Here is a 23,317-nt window from a genome sequence, read left to right on the forward strand (position 1 = left end):
TACGTGTGAAAATATAAATAAGATTTTGTAAAAAGCGAATGCCTTTGATGACCAAATGTCAGCGTAGCCAGTGTTTGATCGATGATGAAATCTATTTTATAAAGCCAAATTCCAGTAATCCTCCAACACATACTGTCAACCCCGATCAGATATGATCTCTTCAAATAAAAAAAGGCTAGCTACAATATAGCTAACTCTCGTATTGATCAATTATTAGCTAAAAGTGATTTACTCTTTTATATTCACTACTGCTCCCGTACTTTATCTGGTTGTTGCTTTTATCTTTTTGGCTTCTGTTAAACAGCGGAACACATACGAGGTCGAAATGACTTGCAGATACAACGTTTATCAGCTTGCGTTCATCGAACGAATCTATAGACTGCATGCAGCATGCTTGTAAATATCTCCTGAGTCATGTCCATCGCCATTTCTTTATTCGGGGTCTGCTTATAAACAAAAGCATAAATCTCTTTGTAGTATTTGCCGATCAGCTCATGAGCGGCCGATCTCGTCCGACCAAGTCGATTCAATTTCCAATTACTATTACTGAAAATATCTGTTCGTAAAGTATTCACCAAACGACCAAACAAACCTGCCCGTTAGATTAATAAAACCAAGGAGCAGCTGCCGTGGCTGAACTGCAATCCGAAAGATAGACACTTTAGAAAAAGTAATCATCTTTCGGGTTTTGTCTAGTCAGGGTAATGATCAGAACAATTCGAGAGATACCTCATTATGTTGTAAATAATCCTTAGTTGTATTATCAAGCATATTTTTAAGTATTTGGTTTAAAAAAAGCTTTGAAAAACGTTCATACTCGACCTAAGCAGGGGGGAAATCCTGATCAAAGGTCTATTTTATGACAAAGCAACTTCCAGTATAGTTCGTATGTACGATAATACTAGGAGGTTTTAACGCATGACAGAAGCCGTTTTGCAGCTTCGCAACGTGACCAAATCGATTGGCGGACGTAAGATCGTCGACAATCTTAGTTTCGATATACCCGCAGGCGAAGTATTCGGATTTCTCGGACCGAACGGTGCCGGCAAGACGACAACAATACGGATGATTGTTGGCTTGATATCGATGTCGAAGGGCGAGGCCCTAATTAAAGGCGTATCCGTCCGCGAGCACTTCGAGCTTGCCATGACGCATGTAGGAGCGATCGTCGAAAATCCAGAAATGTATAAATTTTTGACCGGTTATCAAAACCTTGTTCATTTTGCCCGTCGGCATAAAGGCATTACGAAGGAACGGATCAATGAGGTCGTTAAGCTTCTCGGACTTCAGAACCGTATTCACGAGAAGGTTAAGCGTTACTCTCTCGGCATGAGGCAGCGGCTTGGCGTTGCCCAAGCGATTCTGCATCGTCCATCGTTGCTCATCCTTGATGAGCCGACAAACGGGCTCGACCCTGCGGGTATTCGAGAACTGCGCGATTATTTGCGCAAGCTGACGAGAGAAGAAGGCATCTCCGTCATCGTCTCTTCCCATCTTCTGTCCGAAATGGAACTTATGTGCGACCGGGTTGCGATAATACAAGCCGGCAAGCTCATCGATATTCGCTCGCTGCAGGAAACTCGTGATTCGATACAGTCGAAGATCGTTATCGAAGTCGGCGATTTACATGCCGCTCAGCAGCTGCTATCCGCCATCTTCGATGCAACCCGCATTACGGTGAAAGGCAATCAGCTCGAAATTGCGGCTGACAAAGCTGCCATCCCCGATATTACAAGGCTGCTTGTAAGCTCGGAGATTGACGTGCTCGGCATTCAAGCGGCGCAGAAGTCGCTTGAAGAACAGTTCTTGGAAATTACCGGAGGTGAGATGGTTGTCTAGTCTGTCTAATCTAATTCGAAACGAAAATATGAAAATATATCGTCGTCCTCGTACATGGCTTATGATCGCCTTCCTCGTTTTAACAATCGCATTGATGAGCGGCATCATGAAGTGGGAATCAAGCCAAAATAATACGATCGACTGGCAAAACAACCTGACCGAACGGAATAGCAACATGCAGCAGAAGCTTCAAGAAAACAAAGAACTCTCGGAAGAGGACAAAACATACTTCGCTAACGAAATCAAGCTCAATGAATATTATTTGGAACAAAATATAAATCCTAACGAATTGTCATTGTGGAATTATGTAGATACATCATCATACTTAATTATTTTAGCGACGATTCTAACCGTCATTATCGCTGCCGATATGATTGCGGCCGAATTCACATGGGGCACGATCAAGCTGCTGCTTGTCGGTCCGGCTTCGCGCACGAAGATTATGGTCAGCAAATACATCGCCACGCTTGGGTTCGCGCTTCTGCTGCTCATATTGACATTTGCGTCTGCTTACGCGGCCGGAGGTATTCTCGAAGGCTTCGAAGGAACAAGCCAAGCGAAAATATCGATTACCGATGGCGGCGTTATCCAAGAAAGTTCCTATTTCTTGAATTCGTTGGAGAAATACGGTTTCTCGATCGTATCAATGCTCATGTACGTGACGATGGCTTTCATGATTTCGTCCGCGTTCCGCAGCTCTTCTATGGCCATAGCCTTCTCGCTTCTGTTCATGCTGGTCGGCAATACGTTATCGGCGCTTCTCAGCGGCTATAGCTGGGTCAAGTATTTGCTCTTCTCCAACATCGACCTGACGCAATATATGCAAGGCGCGTCGCCGCTAAGACCGGAAATGACGTTGACGTTCTCGATTATGATACTTGTCGCCTACTACATCGTATTCCAATTCTTAGCTTGGCTACTGTTTACGAGACGCGACGTCGCCGCTTAAGGGCAATTCCAATACTAAGAACCTCGGGCACTGCTTGCAAGAAGCTGTGTCGAGGTTCTTCTGTTTTAATTCAACTAACGTGTCCCGTTAGCGTAGCAGTTGTTCTGTGGTATTGAATGAATGAGGTTATTTTGTATCTTTCCCTTGCGCTTCGACCACCTTAGTTAATCGACTTAGCTCATCTCTAAGTAATTGAATCTCTTCTTCAATTTCTCGAACGAATTTCAAAAACGCATAACCAATAACGGTTAATATTAGACCTAAAATAGGAAATGTTATCCTTTTTGCAATTATTGACATAATCACACTATCTGGCGTTTGAGATGAAAATGACTTCGGCATGTATTGCCACAGGCCAAAGATAATCAACAACACTCCGATTACAATTAAGACATACGAAATACGTTTAGTTATGCTATAAGACAAGTGATACCACCTCCATAAAGTCATTTCTAATTCTTGAGTTTACTACGCTTCCAGAAGATGGAAGTTGCGCTAAACTACCCGTTAGTTCAATAGAAAAGAATAAGTTTTGATAAACGATTTAATTTCACTCAAGTAAGGTGATGTATAAACAATTCCGTCCTTGTTCATTAGGACATACATGGGATATGTTTTTATGCCCAATTTTTTTAATTTTTTGTTCAGTCGTTCGTTGTAATCATGACCACTCATTTCCGTAATATTATCTTGGAATACGGGGCTGGAATTTATGAAAACTTGCACTTCATTCATCTCATTAGAATATGTTGCTCCATCAGTATTAAATAGATGTAATTTATATTTACTATGTTGAGGTTTTAATTCCTCGATAAACTCTTTTGAACTTTCGTTACTGCAACCACTAAAAATGATTATTGCTAAAAAGCCCATTAGCAAATATGCAATCGGTTTCAATAGAATCCCCCTTTATCTGGAAACGATGGTTGAATAACAAAGTGAATGAACTGCCCTATCTTGTTTAGCCCCACCCTAAGCTTACCAGTATTTAGACGTATATTGTTCGAGTTTGTTGCGCTAATCTGCCCGTTAGTTCAACAAAGGGCTACCAATCGGCAGCCCCTTCATTACTGAACTATAGTGTCCCGTTAGCGTAATGAACCCTTAACCGCAATTAAATCATCGCTAAAATATCGGGTGGATTTTCTCTTCCCATTTATTTCGATAAAGTACATTTCTCGTTGAATCTTATAATGCCAAGTTATCTCGTTAATAGTTCCTATAACGTCAGGATTTATCAGTACTCTTACAGCTTCGCCAAATGAATATTTAGGACTTGGAACCTTTTTGAACAAGGTAGGTTTCACAAAAAAACACTGATTATTGTATTTTAATGCAATTAATTCATCTTGTTCCTCGACACAAAGAAATACTTTCCCATAAGGTTGCAGATTACGAAACTCTTCTCTATATTGCGGTTCAATAAGTTCTTCCCCATCATCTACAAACCAAGGAAATAGCCCCCATGTTCCTAACAATAAAGCACCTCCCTAAAAACTATTGATCAAATGTTTCGCCGAAGGAATTGAACTATCCTGCCCGTTAGTTTAATAAAACGAGCAGGCTACCGCAGTGCCTGCTCGTCGTTGTGTGCTATTGAACTAACGGATAACGATAATTCAATACTGACAGGACTGCCGCTTGGCAGCCTTTTGTTCAACTAACTGGCTGGTTAGCGTGGTGATGGACTTGAATAATTGGAGTAATCGCTGAATTCATATAGCTGTACATCATACTATTTCATGGTTTTATTGTTTCTACCTCAGTTATTTGCGAATTTTGTAATCATTCAAATACTTCACCACTTGTTTTGTCACATCCATAAAGGGGAGTATTTCTGCTTTTTTACCTTCATTGTTATCAACTAAAGTAATCTGTACAAGTATATTATGAAAAGATAAAATCGTATTTTGAGATTTATACGAGTAAATTCCATAATCATTTACATCAATAAAATCAGGTTTTACAAACAATAAATCGTTAGACAAGTTTTGTTTCATATAAATCAAATCAACAAATATGAGACAATTTGTACTCTTATTGAAATATGCAATTCTTTCTTGTGTTTCGTTATAATTTTGAGTTCCGTCCAGCGTTAGAAACTGTCTTTGACCAAAAGAGTTTTCCTTATCAATTGCAATTAAATTAGGATCTGTGGTTTGACCGACTTTCTCATATTGCTCTACTTCTAGCTCCTGCCCCATATCAGAAAATAAATTCCTGAAATCCACGTAGGAAAAAGAGGGTTGCGTTTCTTTAGGTTCTTGTTTAGTGCAACCGCTAGCTAGGAATATTATACAAATCATTAGAATAAATATCGCTTTTCTTTCGTGTTTCATTGTATGAACCTCCGTAATATATGCAATCCTTCTTAAGCGAGTAGCAGAGTGAAACCTTATCAGCCCTTTTGCTTCCTAGAGGAAGTCAGAAGGGCTGAATTTATTCCCCATCCAGGGCCATCAAAGATTTTTCTTTCTTCGAGTCCTTTACAAATCGGTGATGTCAAATAACTAGAATCCAGACGACTTCTACTGCAAATTCAAAGCGCTGACGTTGACGATCTAAACGAGAGAGGTACGGCACGGAATCATGGACATTGCCGGCGGTTACGAAAACATCAGTAATGAGATTGTACTTCACATCAACGGTACGATGGTCCAGATCAAAGAAACCCTCTGGCTTTCCTTCGCGGAACATATATCCGCTGTCCGGGTCTGTTGTACTGACTTTCACTTCCTTGTCTTCGTTCACCCCCTCTTGTGGTTTTAGTGCTTTTTTCCTTGTAATTAACGTTCTGCATCTACCGCTATGTTCAGTTCATTCACATATTCTCGCGTATTCTGTTGCACTTGTTCTTTGGTGAACTTATGCTGGGCGCCCATTGTCTTGGCAATAGAGGTGACGAACCTTCTCGTCTATAAAAGAAAAGTCAATATACTTGTCGATCTTGCGGAGCATATGATCAGCAGGCACCAGGTCTTCAATAGACACCAGTTCATAATTCTGTTGTTTTTCTCGATTAGAACGCAACATAAGCGACTCCATCAGTTTATAGTAGTTACCAATATTATACTATATTAACTCGATGTCGTTTTAAACAGAATAGACAGAAGGAAAGATGTCGAGAAAGTCTCGACAGCCTGAGAAACCGTTATAGTTCCTTTCGGTAATGAGATAGTACCTCACATCGCCGGTACGATGATCATTATTCATCATAATGTCCACATAATGCAAAATGCAGTCTCGTTAGTTCAAAGACTGATATCGTTTGGGAGTTTATCATATCAGATAACACGATCATTTGTTGATTCATTACTCAGCCCACCTCATGGTTTTTGTGTAGACTCCAAAGGTTCTATTTATATTGCTGTATGGATTTTCGATGGACGTGTAACTAAGATAGTTTAGCTATGTAATGTATGAGTAAATGATGGACTAGGAGAGGATTCTAAATGAGCACAATAAATAACCTTCCTGATTTGAGCGAGACGTATCATCTTCCCGAAGAGCAAATTCTAGGCTACCAGCGCGATGGACATACAATTGTGAGAGCATTAGCGAATCATGACGAAGTTTCCATATATCGCGAGGTTATCAGTGAAATAGTAAAAGAACAAAATTACCATACAAAACCGCTGCATGAACGGGATACGTACGGCAAAGCCTTTATTCAAATCGAAAACCTGTGGGAAATGAGCGAGTCCGTTGAGAAGTTTGTAATGGCGCGCCGTTTTGCAAAAGTAGCTGCCGATCTGATGGGGGTTCCGTCAGTAAGAATTTATCATGATCAAGCATTATTTAAAGAGCCTGGAGGCGGTCATACACCATGGCATCAGGACCAAATTTTTTGGCCATTGGATACCAATAAAACAATTACATTATGGATGCCGCTGGTTCCAATTCCGGAGGAAGTCGGATCGATGACCTTTGCTTCCGCTACCCATCATAATGGCTATATCTCGAAGCAGGGTATTACGGATGAATCGCACCGCACCTTCAAGGGCTACATTGAGGGTAAAGGTTTAGAGCAGATAAACTATGGTGCTATGGCAGCTGGAGACGCTACTTTTCATGCTGGATGGACCCTTCACAGCGCTCCAAGCAATCCAACGGATCGCATGCGTGAGGTGATGACCATAATCTATTTTGCGGATGGGCTGACTATTTCTGAACAGGATAGCAATGCACGAAAACGTGAAATAGAAAGATGGTTTCCAGGACTTAAACCTGGAGATGTTGCCGCAAGTCCCCTTAATCCAATTGTTTTTCCATAGCTTCATCCTCCTGCTCTCCCAGAATAGTTATTAAGAAGGTGAACATAAAGATAACTCCAGAAAAAAACACTTAAATTAAACAAAAAAAGGGCATCTCAACTGAGTTGAAATGCCCTTTCTTCATATATTGTGACACAGGATAATAAACATCAAAACCTGGCTGATAAAATACTCCATTACCTAGATTTGAGTTCACATAATGGCTGCCGGGTTTCTAAAAAAATGTATTTTCATATTACGTTGTGAGTCATAATCCTTTTTTTAAGAGCCTAAGTCAGGTTGATCCAGAAAGGTCACGGCTCTGTCGGTCGTTCCATGCAATTCAAATATCACAATTTCATTATTTCCTTGCTGTAATAAAGGACCTGGCACGTACAATCTTTTCTGCGGACCCATATTCCAATAACGTCCCAAATTGAAGCCATTAATAAACACGACCCCTTTGGTCCACCCTTCCAAGCTAATGAATGTATCGCATGGCTCATCCACAATTAAATTTCCTCGGAAGAAGCTTGGATCCGATTGTTCCGAGATGTCTCCGAATTGTAGACCCGATAAGTCCGTTAGCGGTAACGTATACGTCGTCCAATCCGACAGAAACTGACGTCCAAAACGTACTCCTTCAGTAATCCCTTTCCGGTCTTTCATATATGGTCCGTAATTTACGCGGCCTACATTCTCAACAAGTAAAGTGACCTCTACTCCTTCAGCAGGCACTTCAAATTGTATTTTTACATCTGTATGCACTCGATCCAAAATGCCAGCCGGTTGTCCATTAAGGAAAACCTGTGCACGGTCATGCACGTCCTGCAAGAAAAACTGATCTTTAGGACGAGGTCCGCTTATAAACGTACGATAGTGGATAAATCCGTAATCCTGCCCCAATTTCTCCATCGTCTCCGGGTAAGCGGTATATATCGGTTTCGAAATGCGATCCAAATTAGCTGTTAATGAAGCTTGTTCGGTCATTTCCACCCGTCCATACGCTTTCTTAGCGATTGGTGCTGGCAATTCACATTCACCTAAATCCACATATTTGGAGATGACATCGCGCACAGCATAATATTTAGCTGTCGGTTCGCCGGATTCATTTAACAGGGCATCATAATCATAGCTTGTAACCGTCGGCTCATAGCTATCCGCTGTATGACCGTTCGCTCCGTTATAGAAGCCAAAGTTCGTTCCGCCATGGAACATATAGAAATTAACGGAGCCGTTTAAACTAAGCATTTCATCCAATACATTTGCGACATCCTCGGCTGGGCGGGTATGATGCTCCTCACCCCAATGATCGAACCAACCGTTCCAATATTCCATACACATCAATGGCGCATCTGGTTGATATTCTTTAAGCTTCTCGAAAGCTTCTTTGGTCCGGGAACCGAAATTCACCGTTGCCAGAACACCATCAATCATACCGCCTTGCAGCATCGCATCTTCAGGTCCATCTGAGGTAAATAACAGCACGTCCATTCCTCGAGCAATCATGCTTTCTTTCTGATGAATCAAATATCGTTTGTCATTGCTAAAGCTTCCATATTCATTCTCGACTTGCATCGCGATGATCGGTCCGCCATTCGTGCATAAGAGCGGTTTTAATTTCGGAAGCAGCACATCATAATAAGCATCTACATGATCTAGAAACGGTTTATGGTAGCAGCGGAGACGCATATCCGAATCTGCCAGCAGCCAAGAAGGCAGTCCGCCAAATTCCCATTCTGCACAAATATAAGGCGCAGGTCGAACAATGACATGCAGCCCGAGCTCTCCTGCCAGCTCAATAAAACGAACGATATCTGCCATGCCTTCAAAATAAAATTGGCCCTTCTTCGGCTCGTGTAAATTCCAAGGAACATACGTTTCAACGGTATTAAGCCCGCAAGCTTTTAATTTTGCTAGTCGATCCTGCCAATGCTCGGGTACGGTTCGAAAATAATGAATAGCTCCTGAAAGGAGGCGTATGGGCTGATCATTATAATAAAATGAAGATCCTGAATAATTAAATGTAGTCATCTATTCTCCACCTCACTAAATCGTATAATCATTAAGCATAATGACTGGCTAACGCTTGGTTAATTCTCTCTCTTGCCGCTAACAGCCATTCTCCACTGCCTTTCGGATACACAGAGAACGTTAATGGCTCTGTTAAACCCTCTTCCAATAGCTTTATCGTCTGTTCTTTGCCAATCTTCTGCTCAAGCAGCTCTAACGCGCGTAGATCTTGCATCGCCTCATAGAGAACTTCCAAGCGAATAGATTCAATTGGGCCCTCTTCACCCGGATAAACCAAGTAGGAATCTCCCGAAGGAAATCCGAGCTTTGCATCCGTTGACCGATAGGGATCAAGCTTCTGATCGATGGAGTACTGTGAATACCAGAAGTTAAAGCCCCAATGCAGAAAGCCCTGCAACCCAAACTTATACAATTGAAGTCCAATAATCCGGTTTCTAGAAGAAGGCATGTTGAAAAATCGGTTAGATACTTCTTGATGCTGCGCACAGCAATAATAGGTCCATAAATCTGGAACGCCATGCTCTAGGAACGGTTCAATATGATTGTTCGCCGGAATCGGCCTCTGCACCAAACCCCGTTCATACATATCCAAATCAGACAGAGCATCCATAATAGGGTAATCGGATAAATGCTTACGCACAATTTCGCTTGCAGCTTGATAAGATTCCAATTGACTGAGATCCGGCTCATCCGAAATATGGAACCAGCTTTGCTGATCCAGTCCATTCTCTTTCAAGTATCGATCAAGACTTGGCAGGAATTGATCCAAGAAGCTGCGATAAGCTTCTGAGGATGCATCCGTCTCCCAACCAAATAATTTTTTCTCTTCCCCATGTACCGTTCCTATTATCTTCGGAGCACACTTTGCTCCCCATTGCGTAAACAAGTGTGAAAACTCAAAGTACTTCACGTCAAGCTTTCTGCACATGGTCACCCACCGTGTAAGCTGGTCAAAGCCAAATGTATAACGATCTCCCTGGACATCTACCTGCACCAGTTGAACCGTTGGACGTTCTCCTCCAATGAGGGTATCGAGCGGCGGCGTAAACAGCGGCGTCAAAATCATGTTCATGCCATGCTTGACCATCGAGTCCACATAGCGTTCCAGAAGTGCCCAATGCGCTTCACTAAACACTTCAACACCATACTGCGTCGCAATACAATCCACATGAAACCATTCGGTGTGAATCAATTTTTGCGGAGGTAATGCAGCGGGAATGACAGTCAACTGAAATACACCCGATACCGCTAAAGTCTCTCCTTTATCTGTTAGGAAGGAGATTTGAATGGAATAAAGACCTGCAGAGACAGATTCATCAAGTTCAACGCTCACCCAAATGGAACGCCACTGCTGTGGAACCGCACTAATGGATTGCTGATTGAGCTCATATAACGGATCTGGATATAGTCCCGGTGTCGTGCGTAGAACGTTATCATCAGGGTTTTGGAAACAAGGCATCTCGGAAGGAACCAGCCCAACCGATCTAATCAAAATACGGTCTGCAAGGGATGAGTCAATATTTACATTTATATTTTTTAAGAGCGTGTCTGAAGTGTATGCGATTTGGAATGAATAGGTCTCACCGAAAAGTGCAGATGCACTGTTAAAGGCTTGTTCGGTTGGTATCTCATCTGCAAATACTTTTGTCAAAGAGCTTAGTAACTTCGTCTCAAATTGGATTGAATTATTCATTACTACTACACCTCATTATTTTAGGATGCTTTTTGCAAAATCTTTGAGATTGACACTGTTTCCATCCAATCTTGATTGCTCCGCTGCGAAAGCCATTAAGTGACTTTGAACAGATTGACTTGCCGAGGTAAGCCCTTGACGCTTACCGTCTTCTCTTACCAGCTTTAAGAAATCCTTGAGTAAGCCCATATCGCCGCCGCCGTGACCCACGTGACCTCCGATATCTTCAAAGGAGATTCGTTCAACCTTGCCGCTGCCAAAATGAATGACTTCAATTTCATTCTTCTCCATGGCACCGCGGATTTCCCCTTTGGTTCCCATAAGCTTAATTGTACGGCTGACATCTCTAGTAAATGCACTCATCGTAAATGCTGCCGTGACGGAATTAGCAAATTCCATATTCACAACCTGATGGTCAACGACATCATTATCACAATGATAGACGCATCTGCCGTAAGGGCCTTCCTCTAGCGCCTTATAACGCGCACTATAGCTCAAATCATTACTTATTGCGGATGTAGGCCAATTCGTATCCTCTGTTAAATAGTGCTTAGGAGCATAGTAGAGACAATCATCTGCAACTGGGCAACCGTCCAAGCAGCGCAACGGCGCCCCAGCCGGCGCTTGCTCGGAGGTAAAATGAGAGAGTGATCCAAAGGATGATACACGAACACATTCCGAACCTGCTAACCAGAGCAAAATGTCTAGATCATGACTGGACTTCGATAGAATCATTGGACTGGAGTCCTCTTTCCGGCTCCAATTTCCTCTCACGAAGCTATGTGCTTGATGCCAAAATCCTACATTTTCATTATGCGTGATAGACATCAAATTACCAATTGTTTTATTTTCTAATAGTCCCTTAATTGTAGAAAAGAAATTAGTATACCGAAGCACATGACAAATCGAAAACACACGATTTAACTGAGACGCCTTTTCTCCCATAAGCAAGCATTCTTTGGCGTCCGGAGACATCGGCTTCTCAAGCAGCACATGATAGCCGGCCTCAAGTGCTTTCATTGTCGGATCAAAATGCTGTTTATCTTGGGTGCAAATGAGTACAGCATCTGCGAGCTTCGGCATAGCGAAAAAATCGTCCCAGTTCTCAAAACACATATGATCCGGAATACTATGCCTAGCTTGGAAGCTCTCCCGGCGCTCAGCAACCGGTTCAGCAACTGCTACAACTTGCAGCTCGTTTGGATGCTGAAGAGCGTACTCCAAATAGTTTACTCCACGTAATCCCGCACCGATTAATGCAACAGTAACTTTCTTCATGAATAATCTCTCCTCGTTGTTATAATTCTATCTATTCCTTGACACTTCCTACGGTCATGCCCTTAACAAAATACTTTTGCAAGAACGGATATACGAGCATGATAGGCAAAGCGCCCATAAAAATTTGCGCATTTCGAAGTGTCTTCTCACTTAAGTTGTCCATCACTTTAAGCTGCTCGATAGACATGGAGGACATTTGGGCATTTATCGACATAATTAATGTAGAAAGATAAGTTTGCAGTGGATACTTTTCCGGTGAATTCAAATAAAGAATACCGTCAAACCAAGAGTTCCAGTGCCCGACAATCGTGAACAATCCAATGGTTGCGATCGAAGGAAGCGATACAGGCAAATAAATTTGCCAAAGCACTCGCCAGTGTCCTGCACCGTCAATTGTAGCTGCCTCATCCAGTTCTCTCGGAATGGATCTGAAGAAATTTAACATGAGCACCATATTCCACACATTCAAAGCACCTGGCAAAACGAGTGCCCAAATCGAATCAATGATGCCTGTATTTTTGACAATAATATAAGTAGGAATTAATCCACCGCCGAAAAACATCGTAATTGCAAAAAACCAAACATAAGGGGTTCTAAATTTAAACTGATTATTCGATTTAGCAAGTGGAAAAGCTGTAATAAATACAAGGAGCATATTGACAGCTGTCCCAAGCACGACCCGCTGAACGGAAACCCCTAGGGAACGGAAAAACTCTACCTTCTCGCCCAAGTATTGATAAGCATCCAAGGAGAAACCGACAGGCCAAAGCTTTACTTCCCCTGCCATCGCTGCCGTATTCGAGCTAAGTGAAATAGAAAGTAAATGAATAAACGGGATAATACCGAGCAGCGTGATTGAAGTTAACAGCAACGTATTGAACACGACAAATAGCTTTCTGTTGATGGATGGTTTGTGTATCACCGTATTACCTCCGCTCTAGAATATTCTGTAATTGTTAAGTTTGTAAGCTGCATAGTAGGTAACGGATACTAGCCCTAATGAGATGACCGATTTAAAGAGGCCGATTGCCGCTGCTGGTCCGAATTGTTGACTGAACATCCCTAGTCGATAAACGAATGTATCAATGATATCTGCACCTTCATAAACAGTCGGGTTATACATAATTAGAATTTGTTCAAAACCAGCATTGAGAATTCCGCCTAAGCTCAATACACCAAGCAAAATAAGAATTGGAGAAATGCCTGGAAGCGTAATGTGTATGACTTGCTTCCACTTCCCTGCTCCATCAACCTCTGCCGCTTCATAAAGCGTTGCATTGATACCTACAATGGCTGCGAGCATAACAATCATATTGTAGCCCATGCCTTTCCAGACGTCTGAGCCGATGACAATACCCCTGAACCAGTCATTGTTGAGCATAAACATAATAGGCTGGATTCCCATTTCAGTTAATAAGCCATTAATAGGCCCGCTCAGAGAGAACAATTCAATAACGACGCCCCCAAGCACGGTCCATGACAGAAAGAACGGAAGAAAGATGGCAGACTGAATGAAGCCTGAAAACCATTTTCTTGTAACCTCATTTAGCAACAGCGCAAGAATGAGTGGAACAAGCAGAAACAGGACCATTTTGAAGATCGCGATAATGATTGTATTCCAAAGCACCTGAGTGAAATCCGGTAAAGCAAATACATAACGGAAATTCTCAAGGCCAACAAATTCTGATTTGAAAAAACCGGATAATGGTTCAAACTGTTGAAAAGCCATGACAAGACCAGCCATAGGACCGTATGCATAGATCAACGTAGCGATAACACCAGGCACTAGCATCAAATGAAGCACATATTCTTTTTTCAGCGTTCTCATGGATGACCCTCCTAACCAGCTGCTAATTTTAAAGCGGGAGGAGTTGTCGACTCCTCGACTCGTCTCTCCCGCTTTTTAATTTAAGATTTAATTTTTGGCTTGCTCGCTATACCATGCATTAACTTCTTCTGTAATAGCATCGCCGCCTAGCGACTTCCAGCTTGCAACGAACTTATCAAATTCATCAATCGAGCCGCCCATAATAATTTTTGTAAACGATTCCTGCATAAGCTTATCAAGCTGAGCGCCCTTCTCTACTTGTGTTTTTGTAGGAAGTCCAAAGAATTCATTGTTTACAAACGCTCCGCTTTCTTTAATTTTACGCGTCGTTCCCCACCCGCCATCTTTGGCTGCACGGCTATAATATTGACCCCAATTTACGCCTTTGGAAGCATCTTTTGTGTTTCCTGCAAGGAAATCTGTTCCTGCTTTGAAAACATCCGCTACATTCTTGAAATTCTCATCATCAATCGTAATTTCAGTCTGTTTAGCGTCGAGTGCCTTGTTTACTTCTGTATAGATCGTTTCAATTTGTGCAGGGTTGTAGATCCGTGGATTAAACCAGTTATATACATAACCATTCTCTGCTTTGTTTTTCTCTAAATATTGTTTATTACCCATTTCGATATAGAAATTGATCATTTTAATAGCAGCTTCAGGATTTTTCGCATTTTTGTTTACAGCGAACACCTTGCCAGCGCGAATTTTCGGAACAAGTGATTTTGCTGGACCGTCTAGCCCTGGAATTTGAACGGCAATCCATTCCGCCTTCGGATCATTGTCAATATTTAGATTAAGCGGCCAGTTCGGGTACCACCATTCTCCGTATGAAATACCAACCTTGCCTGAAGTAATATCTTCTACAGCTTTGTTCTCATCCTTCAGCGCAAACTCTTTATTCAGAATGCCGTTTTGGTACCAAGACTGCAGCTTACTAAGCGCCGTCTTCACTTCAGGTTGAATAAGACCCGGTATTAGTTTATCTTCACCATCTTTGATCCAAGCCGTCTGAGCATCACCAATGGATGGGTAGGCACCGAATCCGTTAAATAATCCTCTTACATCAAATCCCCAGAAAAACAGCGATTTCTGCAATGAAATACCATAAGTATCATCCTTGCTATTTTGATCCGGATCATTTTTCACGAATGCTTCTGCAACTTTTTCCAGCTCATCGATCGTTGTAGGCGCTTGTAAGTTCAAATTTGTAAGCCAATCCTTCCGAATCCAAAGCAATTGAGTAGATAGGAATGGATCTTCAAAAGCTGGAATTGCCAGCTGTTTGCCGTCTGCATTATAAGTTTTCATTGCAAAGCCGCCATCCGATTCCATGTATTTCTTAAGTGTTGGCGATGCGTATTGCTCATAAGCTTCTGTAAGATCAGCGAGCATATCCTGCTTTTTCAGCTTCTCGAAGTTTTTCGGGTCCAGCTCTAAAATATCAGGCAGGTCTCCCGATGCCATCGCAAGTGAGAACTTTTGTTCAAATTGGCTGGATGGGACGGTCCATTTATATTTCACTTCGATGTTCATCATCTCTTTGAGATCTTTGAAGTAAGCATTTTGATCCGGAGTAATTCCTTTTGGTGTTCTTGAATCTTCAGGCGGATTAAATCCTAGTACTTCAGTAACCGTAACCGTTTCAGGGTATTTGCCGAATGGATCTGGTGGAGCAGCTTCAGTCTGATTGTTCTCTGATGACGGTTTAGAGGTTGGCGTGTTTTCCTTGTTATCTCCTTGACTCGAGCATGCTGTAATGGTCGAAAGAGACAGCGATAACAATAAGATCGTCTTCATCGTTTTATAATTTTTCATATGGAACACTTTCCCCCTTTTGATAATGCTAGTAGCCCTGCTCCCTATGTTTATTATATTTTGAGAGGGAAAGCGGTTTCAATTTCACTTTTTTTACATCACTTTTGTTTTTTTTACTTATTGTGAATTTCGATACTCTTGAGGTGAAAGTCCCGTCATCTTTCTGAAAAAGGTCGTAAAGTACGAAGGCGAATCAAAACCTGCCTTATGTGCAATTTCGTTTAATTTCAATGATGTATTCTTCATCAGATCAATGGCAACGGACATTTTTGTGGTTTGAATATACTCTAATAGATTATGTCCCGTGATCTGCTTGTAATAGCGCGACAAATAGGATGGATTGAAATGAACTTCATCAGCAATAGCCGTGAGGGACACATCATTGGACAGATTGTTATGAACATATTGGTGAATTTGTTCAATTAGCAATTGTTTAAATTCCTCTTGCTTCATCTCGCCGCTCACACCAGATTCACAATCGACCGATTTTTCATAATCAACAATAATCATTTTTTGACCATATGCCGCTCTTTTCTGAATTATTGCACAAACGGCTTCCACTTGAAGGTGGAGTGTATCCCACTTCCCTAATAAATTCCCAGAAATGCCGAATGAAACCGAAGCGGAGAGCACCTCTACACATTCATTCTGCACAAGCTCAAGAATGCCTTTCATATAGGATGCTATACCGTGCCCGTTCCCATCCGCAGATGATTGAGCCCCTCTAAAGCGTCCTAATAATTCCTCATCTGCTTGAAGAAGCCACACAAGCGTGTTGCCCTTATAGACAGCTTTCTCTCTCGCTATGGAGACTGGCAGATGATTATCAAAAATCCGTTGCACGGATTCCAATACCTTTAAATTATGAACCTCCAGCCGATCCACTTGGCCTACAAGGAAGAAAGAGGGGCGCTCGGCAGCAATGCCAAAGTCCACTTCCGCATAGATGTTCTCGGTCAATAGAGAAGGCAGTGATTCCCCGCTCAGCATCGCTTCCATCAGTTCTTTTTTTAGATAAGGCTCCGCGATTTGAATATGTCTTTGCGCCTTTTCCTGCTGAAGCCGAAGGCTCTTCTCTTCTTCTAGTTTACCTATTATCTCTTTAACTGCTTGAAAAATAGGCTCAATTCCTTCTGTTTTCAAAATATAGTTTTCTACATTTTTCTTTAACGCTTCGTATACATAATCAAATTCACTATACCCCGTAAGAAAGATAACCCGGCATGAGGGCCAGTAGTATACCATTTCATCTACTAATTGCAGACCATTCTTCTGAGGCATACGAATGTCGCTGATCAAAATATCCAGTTTCGTTTTCTTTGCAATTTCAAGCGCTTCACCGGAGGAATATGCTTTGCATATATCCAGCTCAAAGTCTTTGTTTCCTTGAAAAAGCTGTACTAAGCCATTCACAATGACAGGCTCGTCATCCACGATTAACAATCGGTACATTATTATGCCCCCTTATTCTCAAGATGTATAATAAGCTCCACTTTCAAACCGCCGTATTGGCTTCGGGACACGAATAAGCCACTGCCCGCTCCATAAATTAGTTTTAGACGATTGCTGACGTTAATTAATCCTGTTTTTTCAACCTGCTTGGTTTTGACTTCAAGCTGCTCTTGCAATTGCTCTATTTTATCATTTGTTAATAAAGCGCCGTTGTCTTCTACGGTGATGCGTACCGTATTATCTTGATAGCTTGCTCCAATATAGACAACGCCGTTCATCGTACCATCTTCAAAGGCGTGATCAAATACGTTCTCGACGATCGGCTGAATGATGAGTCTTGGAACGTAAACGGTATGCAGTCGATTCGAAATCTCGGTGTATTCATACGAAATACGATTGGAAAAGCGAATACATTGGATTTCGCAATAGTCGAGTGCGTGCTGAAACTCCTTGTTGAGGAGCACTTCATCAGAGCCGCTTCTTGTAATGTATTGATAATAGCTCCCAAGCTTTTGAGATAATTCCGCGGCACTATCAGAATCCCCTACTTTGCACATCATATAAATATTAAAAAAGCTGTTGTATAAAAAATGAGGGTTGATTTGAGATTGCAGCTGCTTTAATTCCGAGTGCTGCAGCGCTATTTTTTGTTCATAGTTTTCCTTAATGGAAACGTTCAATCGATGTGCCATACGATTAAAGCTTTGAAATAAATAATGAAATTCATCATTTGTCTTGGATTCAATGACTATATTCAGATTATCTGTTTCAATCATTCGAAATGCCTTGCCTAGATTGGACAATGGGCGATGAATCATGACATTAACTGAGAACGAATATAACAAAAGAATGATAATGGTAATGCTGAACAAGAGGTAATACAACGTATAAAACTGACTTAATGATCTGGTGATCTCATTTTGATTCACATACATAATTAATGACAAATTCAAAGAGCTGACAAAATTATTGATAACAAAATAGCGGATGCCGTTCACTTTCTCCATTTTGGACATATTGTCAGCTTGATCATTAGGCTCTGTAACCAGCTGTTGCTGTACCGTAATGGCCTGATCATCTTCCGTCGTAGAAAACACGCTGCCTAGACTTTCACTCCCAAGCAATACCTCTGACTCCTGATATAAAGTCGTAATTTGATGCAGCTCTTCGAGCAGCTTCGCTTTCGAAAGTTCAATATACGACCAAATGCCGTCATTATTCGCCGTCTCAATAAACAATATCCGATCATTATCTCTATAAAAGGAAGGCTTGATTGAAACTCCTAATATTGCAGAAATGAAATGATATTCATTATTTGGCGTATCGGTAACGCCATTCGAAATCGAGATGGTTTTACCTGCTGAAGCAATATAAACCCCTGCATCAATTACATATTCACTCGAATTCATGAGAATGCTAAGTCGCTCTCTCACCTGTTCAATGAGTTTGACCTCATCATATTTGCCGAGGCTTCCTCCCCTAAAGCTAAGCTTTTGCAAATCTTCACCGTTAATAAATCCCAATTGCTGACTGCGAATAAAATACATTTCCTTATCCAATTGCTTCGCGTAAAAGGAAGCTCCCGCTTCGGCTGAATCCAGCATCGTATTTTTTGAAAAAGACATGCCCTTATAATTGACCCAGATGTTCATCGAAATGAGAGGAACTAGAAACACAATGAATACGATTACAATTTTCTGATAGACAAACCATTTCGCTTTGCCGGCAGCCTGCAATTTCATACAATATCTCCTTCTTCATCATCTCATGCTGGTTATGCTGATTAATATCATAACAGAGACTTCGCTCAGCGTGTTCAACATTTATATTAGAGCAAACAAACAAAGAAGACACCCCTTTAGGTGTCTCTTCGATGTTCTCTCATAAATTTATAGGCATCTATGTTAGAAAGAGGCTTACTATAGTAGTATCCTTGTACTTCCTTACATTGCTGCTGCTTTAGAAACTCAACATGCTCCGCAGTCTCTACTCCCTCTGCTATAACGGCTATATCCATGTTATGCGCCATATCTATGATTGTTTTAATAATCGCTTGATTTCTAGGATTCAAATCACGAACAAATGACTGGTCTATTTTAAGCCGATCGATCGGGAATTGATTTAAATAGCTTAAAGAGCTATACCCTGTTCCAAAATCATCAATACTTATTTTTACTCCTAGGCTTTTAATACGATTTAACACCCGAATGGTTTGCTTGGCATCATGCGCGATGGTCTCCGTAATCTCAAGCTCTAGAAATTGGGGCAATAAGTCCGCCTCCTCAAGAATACCTTTAATTACATCATGAAAATCATTTTGCATAAATTGACGCAACGAAATATTGACTGCAACTGACATTTGCTCATACCCTGCATCATGCCATTCCTTTACTTGGTTACATGCCGTTCGCATTACCCATTCCCCAATCGGAACGATCAAGCCTGTCTCCTCTGCTATTGGAATGAATTCCATAGGTGAGACAAGACCCAGCTCAGGATGATCCCAGCGAATTAACGCCTCCATACCGATAATATCTTTGGAAACAATATCAACCTTCGGTTGGTAATAGAGGATAAACTGATTTTGATCAAGAGCCCTGCGCAAATCACCTTCGAGCATTAGCTTGCTTGCAATGGATTCATGCAATTCCTTCGTGAAAAATTGATAATTATTTCTTCTCTTTTCCTTCGCCAAATACATAGCCGCATCCGCATTTTTGAGCAATACTTCAATATCTTCTCCATCGTCCGGAAATATGCTAATTCCAATACTTGGCGTTATATAAATTTCCATATGCTCAAGGCAAAATGCCTCCGACATCCTATCAATGATCAGCTGAGCAATCTCTTCGATTTTATCATGGCTAATATTGGGAAGAAATATAGTAAACTCATCTCCTCCTTGACGAGAGAGAACATCACAGCTTCGCAAGCACCCAGCTAAACAAACCGCAACCGCCTTTAGCAAATGATCCCCCATAGAGTGTCCCAGCGTATCATTAATCATTTTAAATCGATCTAGATCAATAAATATGACGCCAATTTTCTCCTGTTTTTCTTTCGCAAGAGCGACAGCCTTCATTAAAAGATTATTAAATAGCGTCCGGTTGGGCAAATGCGTCAATGCATCATAATGAGCCATATAATGAATGGTCTCTTCTGCTTTTTTACGTTCAGTAATATCAATCATGGAGCCTACAACTTCAACAATTTGGTCATTTTCCTGAATAGGGGACAACGTAATGTAAAAAGACCTATTTAAATAATCCATTTCAAAATTCACGATCTTCCCGGCTAATGCTTGATACACATTGACCTCCATTAGCTTCGCGACCTCATCGTTGAAAATTTCACGCGGTGTATTATTCAAAACCTTATCCTTTGTAAGACCCAACTCTTCAGCAAGCTTGCCCTCACTTAGTGTATACGTAATTTTATTGTTCTCATCAGCTACAACTTTAAATATACAATTCCGCAAATTTTTGACGGTTCGAATAAAATCGTTCTGAAGCGCTTCAGCCAGAGCTGTCTCCGCCCGAATTCGATCAGTAATATCCGTACGAATGGCAACATACTGATATGGTACACCAGCATCATCAAGATACGGTACAATCGTTGTATTCATCCAGTATTCGCTTCCATCTTTTGCACAGTTCTTTACTTCGCCTTTCCATACTTCCCCCTGTCTAATCGTATCCCACATCACTTTGAAAAATGACTTAGGATGATGACCGGAGTTAATGATCCTGTGTGTCTTACCAACTAACTCTTCTGCAGCATATTTAGAAATTTCGCAAAATTTATCATTTACATACGAAATGACACCCCTATTGTCAGTAATTGCAACAATTGAAGATTCATCGAGCGCATTTGTAATATCGTGCAAATCCTTTATTGTCTTGGTAAACGATTCATTAATCGCCTTGCTTCTCATAGCTTCCATCCCAATTGCTATAAATTGAAAGATAACGCCTCGTTTATTTTTACAAGGAATAAAGGTCATATCCAACCAATAGTCCATACCATCCTTCGACTGACACTTGATCTTTTCTTTCCATATGTTCTCTTGACTTGGCCTTTCCCAAAATGGATCAACAAGTGGATCAGAATTAAATGCTTTGCTCATTTTATTAAAAGAATGTCCGATAATTTCATTTTCTTCATAATTGGATACTTCTAAAAATGAATCATTTACATATGTAATAATTCCATTCTCATCAGATATTAAAATGATAGATGACTGTTCCAAGGTCGATATCATAGATGTCTCACCAAATTTCCCTATTTTTCCTATAGATTCGACAAAAAACCCCAATTCTCCTTCCTGGTTTCCTTATCCCTAGTGAACAAGTACTATTCATCTATTCAAACAGCAAAAATCCACAACCCCATGCGGTTGTGGATTAATCCAGCATACTCATCTTCTGTTACTTCAAAACCTTACTCTAATTTTTCCATCTTAGTTTCATTCTTCGTTCTAGCATCTGCTTCTTCCTCTTCGATCAACACCGCAAACCGCTCTATTGCCTCCACAACTCCTTGACCATAAGCTTTTTGGCAGATATAGTCAGCCGCTTCCTTCAATCCTTCTCGTCCATTGGCAACAGCAACCCCAACAGCCGATGCTGAATACATAGGTAAGTCATTCATTTCATTACCAATTGTCATAATGTGCTCTCGGCTAACACCAAGTAACTCTGCTACAGTAGTAACTGCGCTTCCTTTACTACATGATTTATCTACAATTTCAAGATAGTTATATTCTGATTGAAAAGCTTCAAAGTGATCGCCTAGTGTGCTCTTATACTCCATCCATAGAAATAATGATCGCCCAATATCACCTATTAACATAACTTTATCAGCTTGCTTCTCTACCCATTTCATCTCCTCTAAGGAGATTACGGTACAAGATATCTTTTCCTTTTGCTCGTAAACTTTGGCAACTGCTGTACGTTCAAATATAAATACATCATAACGGCAGAAAAGAAGTACCGTCAGTCCGTGGTGATATGCCTCAATAAGCAAATTGCTAAGCTTAGCTAAAGTAAAACAATGCTGTTCCACAATAAGACCATCCTTGGCAATGACCGCTCCATTACAGAGAATAACAGGAAGCCCGATATTTAACGTTTGGAGTATCGGTAAAGCTGTAATTAGTGGTCTTCCTGTCGCAATTGTAAATTGTCCACCTGCATCTCGAAACCTTTCGATGGCATCGAGTACCTCCTGCTCTAGTTCATTCCTCTCAGACAACAGTGTACCATCCAGATCACTTATAATTAACTTAATACTACTCATTAAGAAATAATCCCAGCATATAATTTATTTTTCACAAGATTCATGGACTGCTTCAGCTGCTCAAGACTTGTTCCTGGGGCATATTCAAGAATAGGTAGACAACCGTTCACTTCACGCAGCTCTGCAAAGATTGGCTCCCAATCAATGTTACCACTGCCAATTGGCAAATGACGATCACCATCCGCAAAATTATCATGTAAATGAATTGAGCAAAGACGATTTTTGGTCGCTTTAATTAGCTCAGGGATATTCCAGCCATTCAGATGAGCATGACCTGTATCGATTAAATATGCTGCATTTGCATCCAAACCTGCAACAAATTCAACGTATTCCTTCTGTGTAAATAATGAACAGCCGTTATATCCAACATTCTCAATCGCGAGTCTTATGCCAAGCGGTTCTGCTATCTTACATAATAATGAGACAAGCTCATATGCACGCTGCTTTGCAAGCTCCTTGTCAAATCCAGGTGAGTAACAGAAACCAGGATGAATGACAACATGCTTTCCTCCAATTGCATATGTGAACTCAATGGCTCTGCAATATTCCACATAGGTTGCTTCACGAATACTTTTATTCTCACTTGATAGATTCGTATCCCAAGCAGGTGGATGAACACTGAATTTCAATCCAGATTGGCGTAAATAAGGTGTATACTTAGCATAACTCTGAATCGTATCGTCCCAAGCTTTACCGTCAACTAGCAATTCAACATAGTTCACATCTATTTCTTTAAGTGCTTCTATTTTTGTTTCAAGAGACTCGGAAAGTAATATTAAATCTGATATACAAATTATGTCATTTAACATAAAATCAACTCCTATAGGTTATATATTAGTAAAAATTCTATTCTAAGCATTTTTCTCCTACTCATATTT

19 protein-coding genes and 1 pseudogene are annotated in these 23,317 nt (G+C 41.0%); 3 read left to right on the forward strand and 17 right to left on the reverse strand.

Going from position 1 to position 23,317, the window contains the following annotated elements; all coding sequences use genetic code 11:
• Nucleotides 1-359: 359 nt before the first annotated feature.
• Nucleotides 360-578, reverse strand: coding sequence for a hypothetical protein (locus AC0YN6_RS24755; RefSeq protein WP_475750174.1), 219 nt, complete (start codon nt 576-578; stop codon nt 360-362).
• Between the two features lie 340 nt (nt 579-918).
• Between AC0YN6_RS24755 and AC0YN6_RS24760 the strand changes: the two genes are divergently transcribed.
• Together AC0YN6_RS24760 and AC0YN6_RS24765 are read left to right on the forward strand one after the other, a co-directional pair.
• The gene (locus AC0YN6_RS24760; RefSeq protein ID WP_475750175.1) at nt 919-1,839 is read left to right on the forward strand and encodes an ABC transporter ATP-binding protein; all 921 of its coding nucleotides are present in this window, start codon (nt 919-921) and stop codon (nt 1,837-1,839) included.
• Nucleotides 1,832-2,788, forward strand: a complete 957-nt coding sequence (locus AC0YN6_RS24765; protein ID WP_475750176.1) for an ABC transporter permease — start codon at nt 1,832-1,834, stop codon at nt 2,786-2,788. Before AC0YN6_RS24760 ends, AC0YN6_RS24765 begins: the two co-directional genes overlap by 8 nt.
• Nucleotides 2,789-2,914: 126 nt before the next feature.
• Here AC0YN6_RS24765 and AC0YN6_RS24770 read toward each other — a convergent pair whose 3' ends face one another.
• From AC0YN6_RS24770 to AC0YN6_RS24790, 5 genes and pseudogenes are all read right to left on the reverse strand, one after another.
• Nucleotides 2,915-3,214, reverse strand: a complete 300-nt coding sequence (locus tag AC0YN6_RS24770) for a hypothetical protein (protein WP_475750177.1) — start codon at nt 3,212-3,214, stop codon at nt 2,915-2,917.
• 81 nt (nt 3,215-3,295) lie between these two features.
• A complete protein-coding gene (locus AC0YN6_RS24775; RefSeq protein ID WP_475750179.1) occupies nt 3,296-3,685 on the reverse strand; it encodes a hypothetical protein in 390 nt (129 codons plus the stop codon).
• A gap of 191 nt (nt 3,686-3,876) precedes the next feature.
• Complete coding sequence (locus AC0YN6_RS24780; RefSeq protein WP_475750181.1) at nt 3,877-4,266, reverse strand: DUF6960 family protein; 390 nt, start codon at nt 4,264-4,266, stop codon at nt 3,877-3,879.
• A 288-nt stretch (nt 4,267-4,554) separates the two neighbouring features.
• Nucleotides 4,555-5,127, reverse strand: a complete 573-nt coding sequence (locus AC0YN6_RS24785; protein ID WP_475750182.1) for a hypothetical protein — start codon at nt 5,125-5,127, stop codon at nt 4,555-4,557.
• Nucleotides 5,128-5,252: 125 nt separating this feature from the next.
• A pseudogene (locus AC0YN6_RS24790) lies at nt 5,253-5,821 on the reverse strand (transposase); the annotation flags it as partial.
• Nucleotides 5,822-6,240: 419 nt separating this feature from the next.
• Here AC0YN6_RS24790 and AC0YN6_RS24795 point away from each other — a divergent pair.
• Nucleotides 6,241-7,062: a phytanoyl-CoA dioxygenase family protein gene (locus tag AC0YN6_RS24795; RefSeq protein WP_475750184.1), complete on the forward strand. Its 822-nt coding sequence runs from the start codon at nt 6,241-6,243 to the stop codon at nt 7,060-7,062.
• 261 nt (nt 7,063-7,323) lie between these two features.
• On the opposite strand, the gene AC0YN6_RS24800 is transcribed toward AC0YN6_RS24795, so the two are convergent.
• The 11 genes from AC0YN6_RS24800 to AC0YN6_RS24850 all read right to left on the reverse strand — a co-directional run bounded on the left by AC0YN6_RS24800 (nt 7,324) and on the right by AC0YN6_RS24850 (nt 23,248).
• Nucleotides 7,324-9,075, reverse strand: coding sequence for a glycoside hydrolase family 35 protein (locus tag AC0YN6_RS24800; RefSeq protein WP_475750185.1), 1,752 nt, complete (start codon nt 9,073-9,075; stop codon nt 7,324-7,326).
• 31 nt (nt 9,076-9,106) lie between these two features.
• Complete coding sequence (locus AC0YN6_RS24805; RefSeq protein WP_475750186.1) at nt 9,107-10,768, reverse strand: DUF4091 domain-containing protein; 1,662 nt, start codon at nt 10,766-10,768, stop codon at nt 9,107-9,109.
• A gap of 15 nt (nt 10,769-10,783) precedes the next feature.
• The gene (locus tag AC0YN6_RS24810; RefSeq protein ID WP_475750187.1) at nt 10,784-12,046 is read right to left on the reverse strand and encodes a Gfo/Idh/MocA family protein; all 1,263 of its coding nucleotides are present in this window, start codon (nt 12,044-12,046) and stop codon (nt 10,784-10,786) included.
• A 31-nt stretch (nt 12,047-12,077) separates the two neighbouring features.
• Nucleotides 12,078-12,968: a carbohydrate ABC transporter permease gene (locus AC0YN6_RS24815; protein WP_475750189.1), complete on the reverse strand. Its 891-nt coding sequence runs from the start codon at nt 12,966-12,968 to the stop codon at nt 12,078-12,080.
• Nucleotides 12,969-12,983: 15 nt separating this feature from the next.
• On the reverse strand, nt 12,984-13,874 hold the full coding sequence (locus tag AC0YN6_RS24820) for an ABC transporter permease (RefSeq protein ID WP_475750190.1): 891 nt from the start codon (nt 13,872-13,874) through the stop codon (nt 12,984-12,986).
• 87 nt (nt 13,875-13,961) lie between these two features.
• Nucleotides 13,962-15,689 carry an extracellular solute-binding protein gene (locus AC0YN6_RS24825; protein WP_475750192.1) on the reverse strand — a complete coding sequence of 576 codons (1,728 nt, stop codon included), beginning with the start codon at nt 15,687-15,689 and terminating at the stop codon, nt 13,962-13,964.
• A 117-nt stretch (nt 15,690-15,806) separates the two neighbouring features.
• On the reverse strand, nt 15,807-17,141 hold the full coding sequence (locus tag AC0YN6_RS24830) for a response regulator transcription factor (protein ID WP_475750194.1): 1,335 nt from the start codon (nt 17,139-17,141) through the stop codon (nt 15,807-15,809).
• A 2-nt stretch (nt 17,142-17,143) separates the two neighbouring features.
• On the reverse strand, nt 17,144-18,883 hold the full coding sequence (locus AC0YN6_RS24835; RefSeq protein WP_475750195.1) for a sensor histidine kinase: 1,740 nt from the start codon (nt 18,881-18,883) through the stop codon (nt 17,144-17,146).
• A 116-nt stretch (nt 18,884-18,999) separates the two neighbouring features.
• Entirely contained in the window at nt 19,000-21,402 is a 2,403-nt protein-coding gene (locus AC0YN6_RS24840; RefSeq protein WP_475750197.1) for a sensor domain-containing protein, read from the reverse strand.
• 179 nt (nt 21,403-21,581) lie between these two features.
• A complete protein-coding gene (locus tag AC0YN6_RS24845; protein WP_475750200.1) occupies nt 21,582-22,439 on the reverse strand; it encodes an HAD family hydrolase in 858 nt (285 codons plus the stop codon).
• A complete protein-coding gene (locus tag AC0YN6_RS24850; protein ID WP_475750201.1) occupies nt 22,439-23,248 on the reverse strand; it encodes a sugar phosphate isomerase/epimerase family protein in 810 nt (269 codons plus the stop codon). Before AC0YN6_RS24850 ends, AC0YN6_RS24845 begins: the two co-directional genes overlap by 1 nt.
• Nucleotides 23,249-23,317: the final 69 nt, after the last annotated feature.

This window comes from Paenibacillus sp. J22P15, assembly GCF_056269345.1.

Excerpts from the sequence above, each read along its gene's own strand:
- AC0YN6_RS24825 (WP_475750192.1), bottom strand. The coding sequence starts at position 15,689 with ATGAAAAATTATAAAACGATGAAGACGATCTTATTGTTATCGCTGTCT.
- AC0YN6_RS24795 (WP_475750184.1), top strand. The coding sequence starts at position 6,241 with ATGAGCACAATAAATAACCTTCCTGATTTGAGCGAGACGTATCATCTT.
- AC0YN6_RS24805 (WP_475750186.1), bottom strand. The coding sequence starts at position 10,768 with ATGAATAATTCAATCCAATTTGAGACGAAGTTACTAAGCTCTTTGACA.
- AC0YN6_RS24800 (WP_475750185.1), bottom strand. The coding sequence starts at position 9,075 with ATGACTACATTTAATTATTCAGGATCTTCATTTTATTATAATGATCAG.
- AC0YN6_RS24840 (WP_475750197.1), bottom strand. The coding sequence starts at position 21,402 with ATGATATCGACCTTGGAACAGTCATCTATCATTTTAATATCTGATGAG.
- AC0YN6_RS24850 (WP_475750201.1), bottom strand. The coding sequence starts at position 23,248 with ATGTTAAATGACATAATTTGTATATCAGATTTAATATTACTTTCCGAG.
- AC0YN6_RS24845 (WP_475750200.1), bottom strand. The coding sequence starts at position 22,439 with ATGAGTAGTATTAAGTTAATTATAAGTGATCTGGATGGTACACTGTTG.
- AC0YN6_RS24785 (WP_475750182.1), bottom strand. The coding sequence starts at position 5,127 with ATGAAACACGAAAGAAAAGCGATATTTATTCTAATGATTTGTATAATA.
- AC0YN6_RS24760 (WP_475750175.1), top strand. The coding sequence starts at position 919 with ATGACAGAAGCCGTTTTGCAGCTTCGCAACGTGACCAAATCGATTGGC.
- AC0YN6_RS24820 (WP_475750190.1), bottom strand. The coding sequence starts at position 13,874 with ATGAGAACGCTGAAAAAAGAATATGTGCTTCATTTGATGCTAGTGCCT.
- AC0YN6_RS24835 (WP_475750195.1), bottom strand. The coding sequence starts at position 18,883 with ATGAAATTGCAGGCTGCCGGCAAAGCGAAATGGTTTGTCTATCAGAAA.
- AC0YN6_RS24830 (WP_475750194.1), bottom strand. The coding sequence starts at position 17,141 with ATGTACCGATTGTTAATCGTGGATGACGAGCCTGTCATTGTGAATGGC.
- AC0YN6_RS24810 (WP_475750187.1), bottom strand. The coding sequence starts at position 12,046 with ATGAAGAAAGTTACTGTTGCATTAATCGGTGCGGGATTACGTGGAGTA.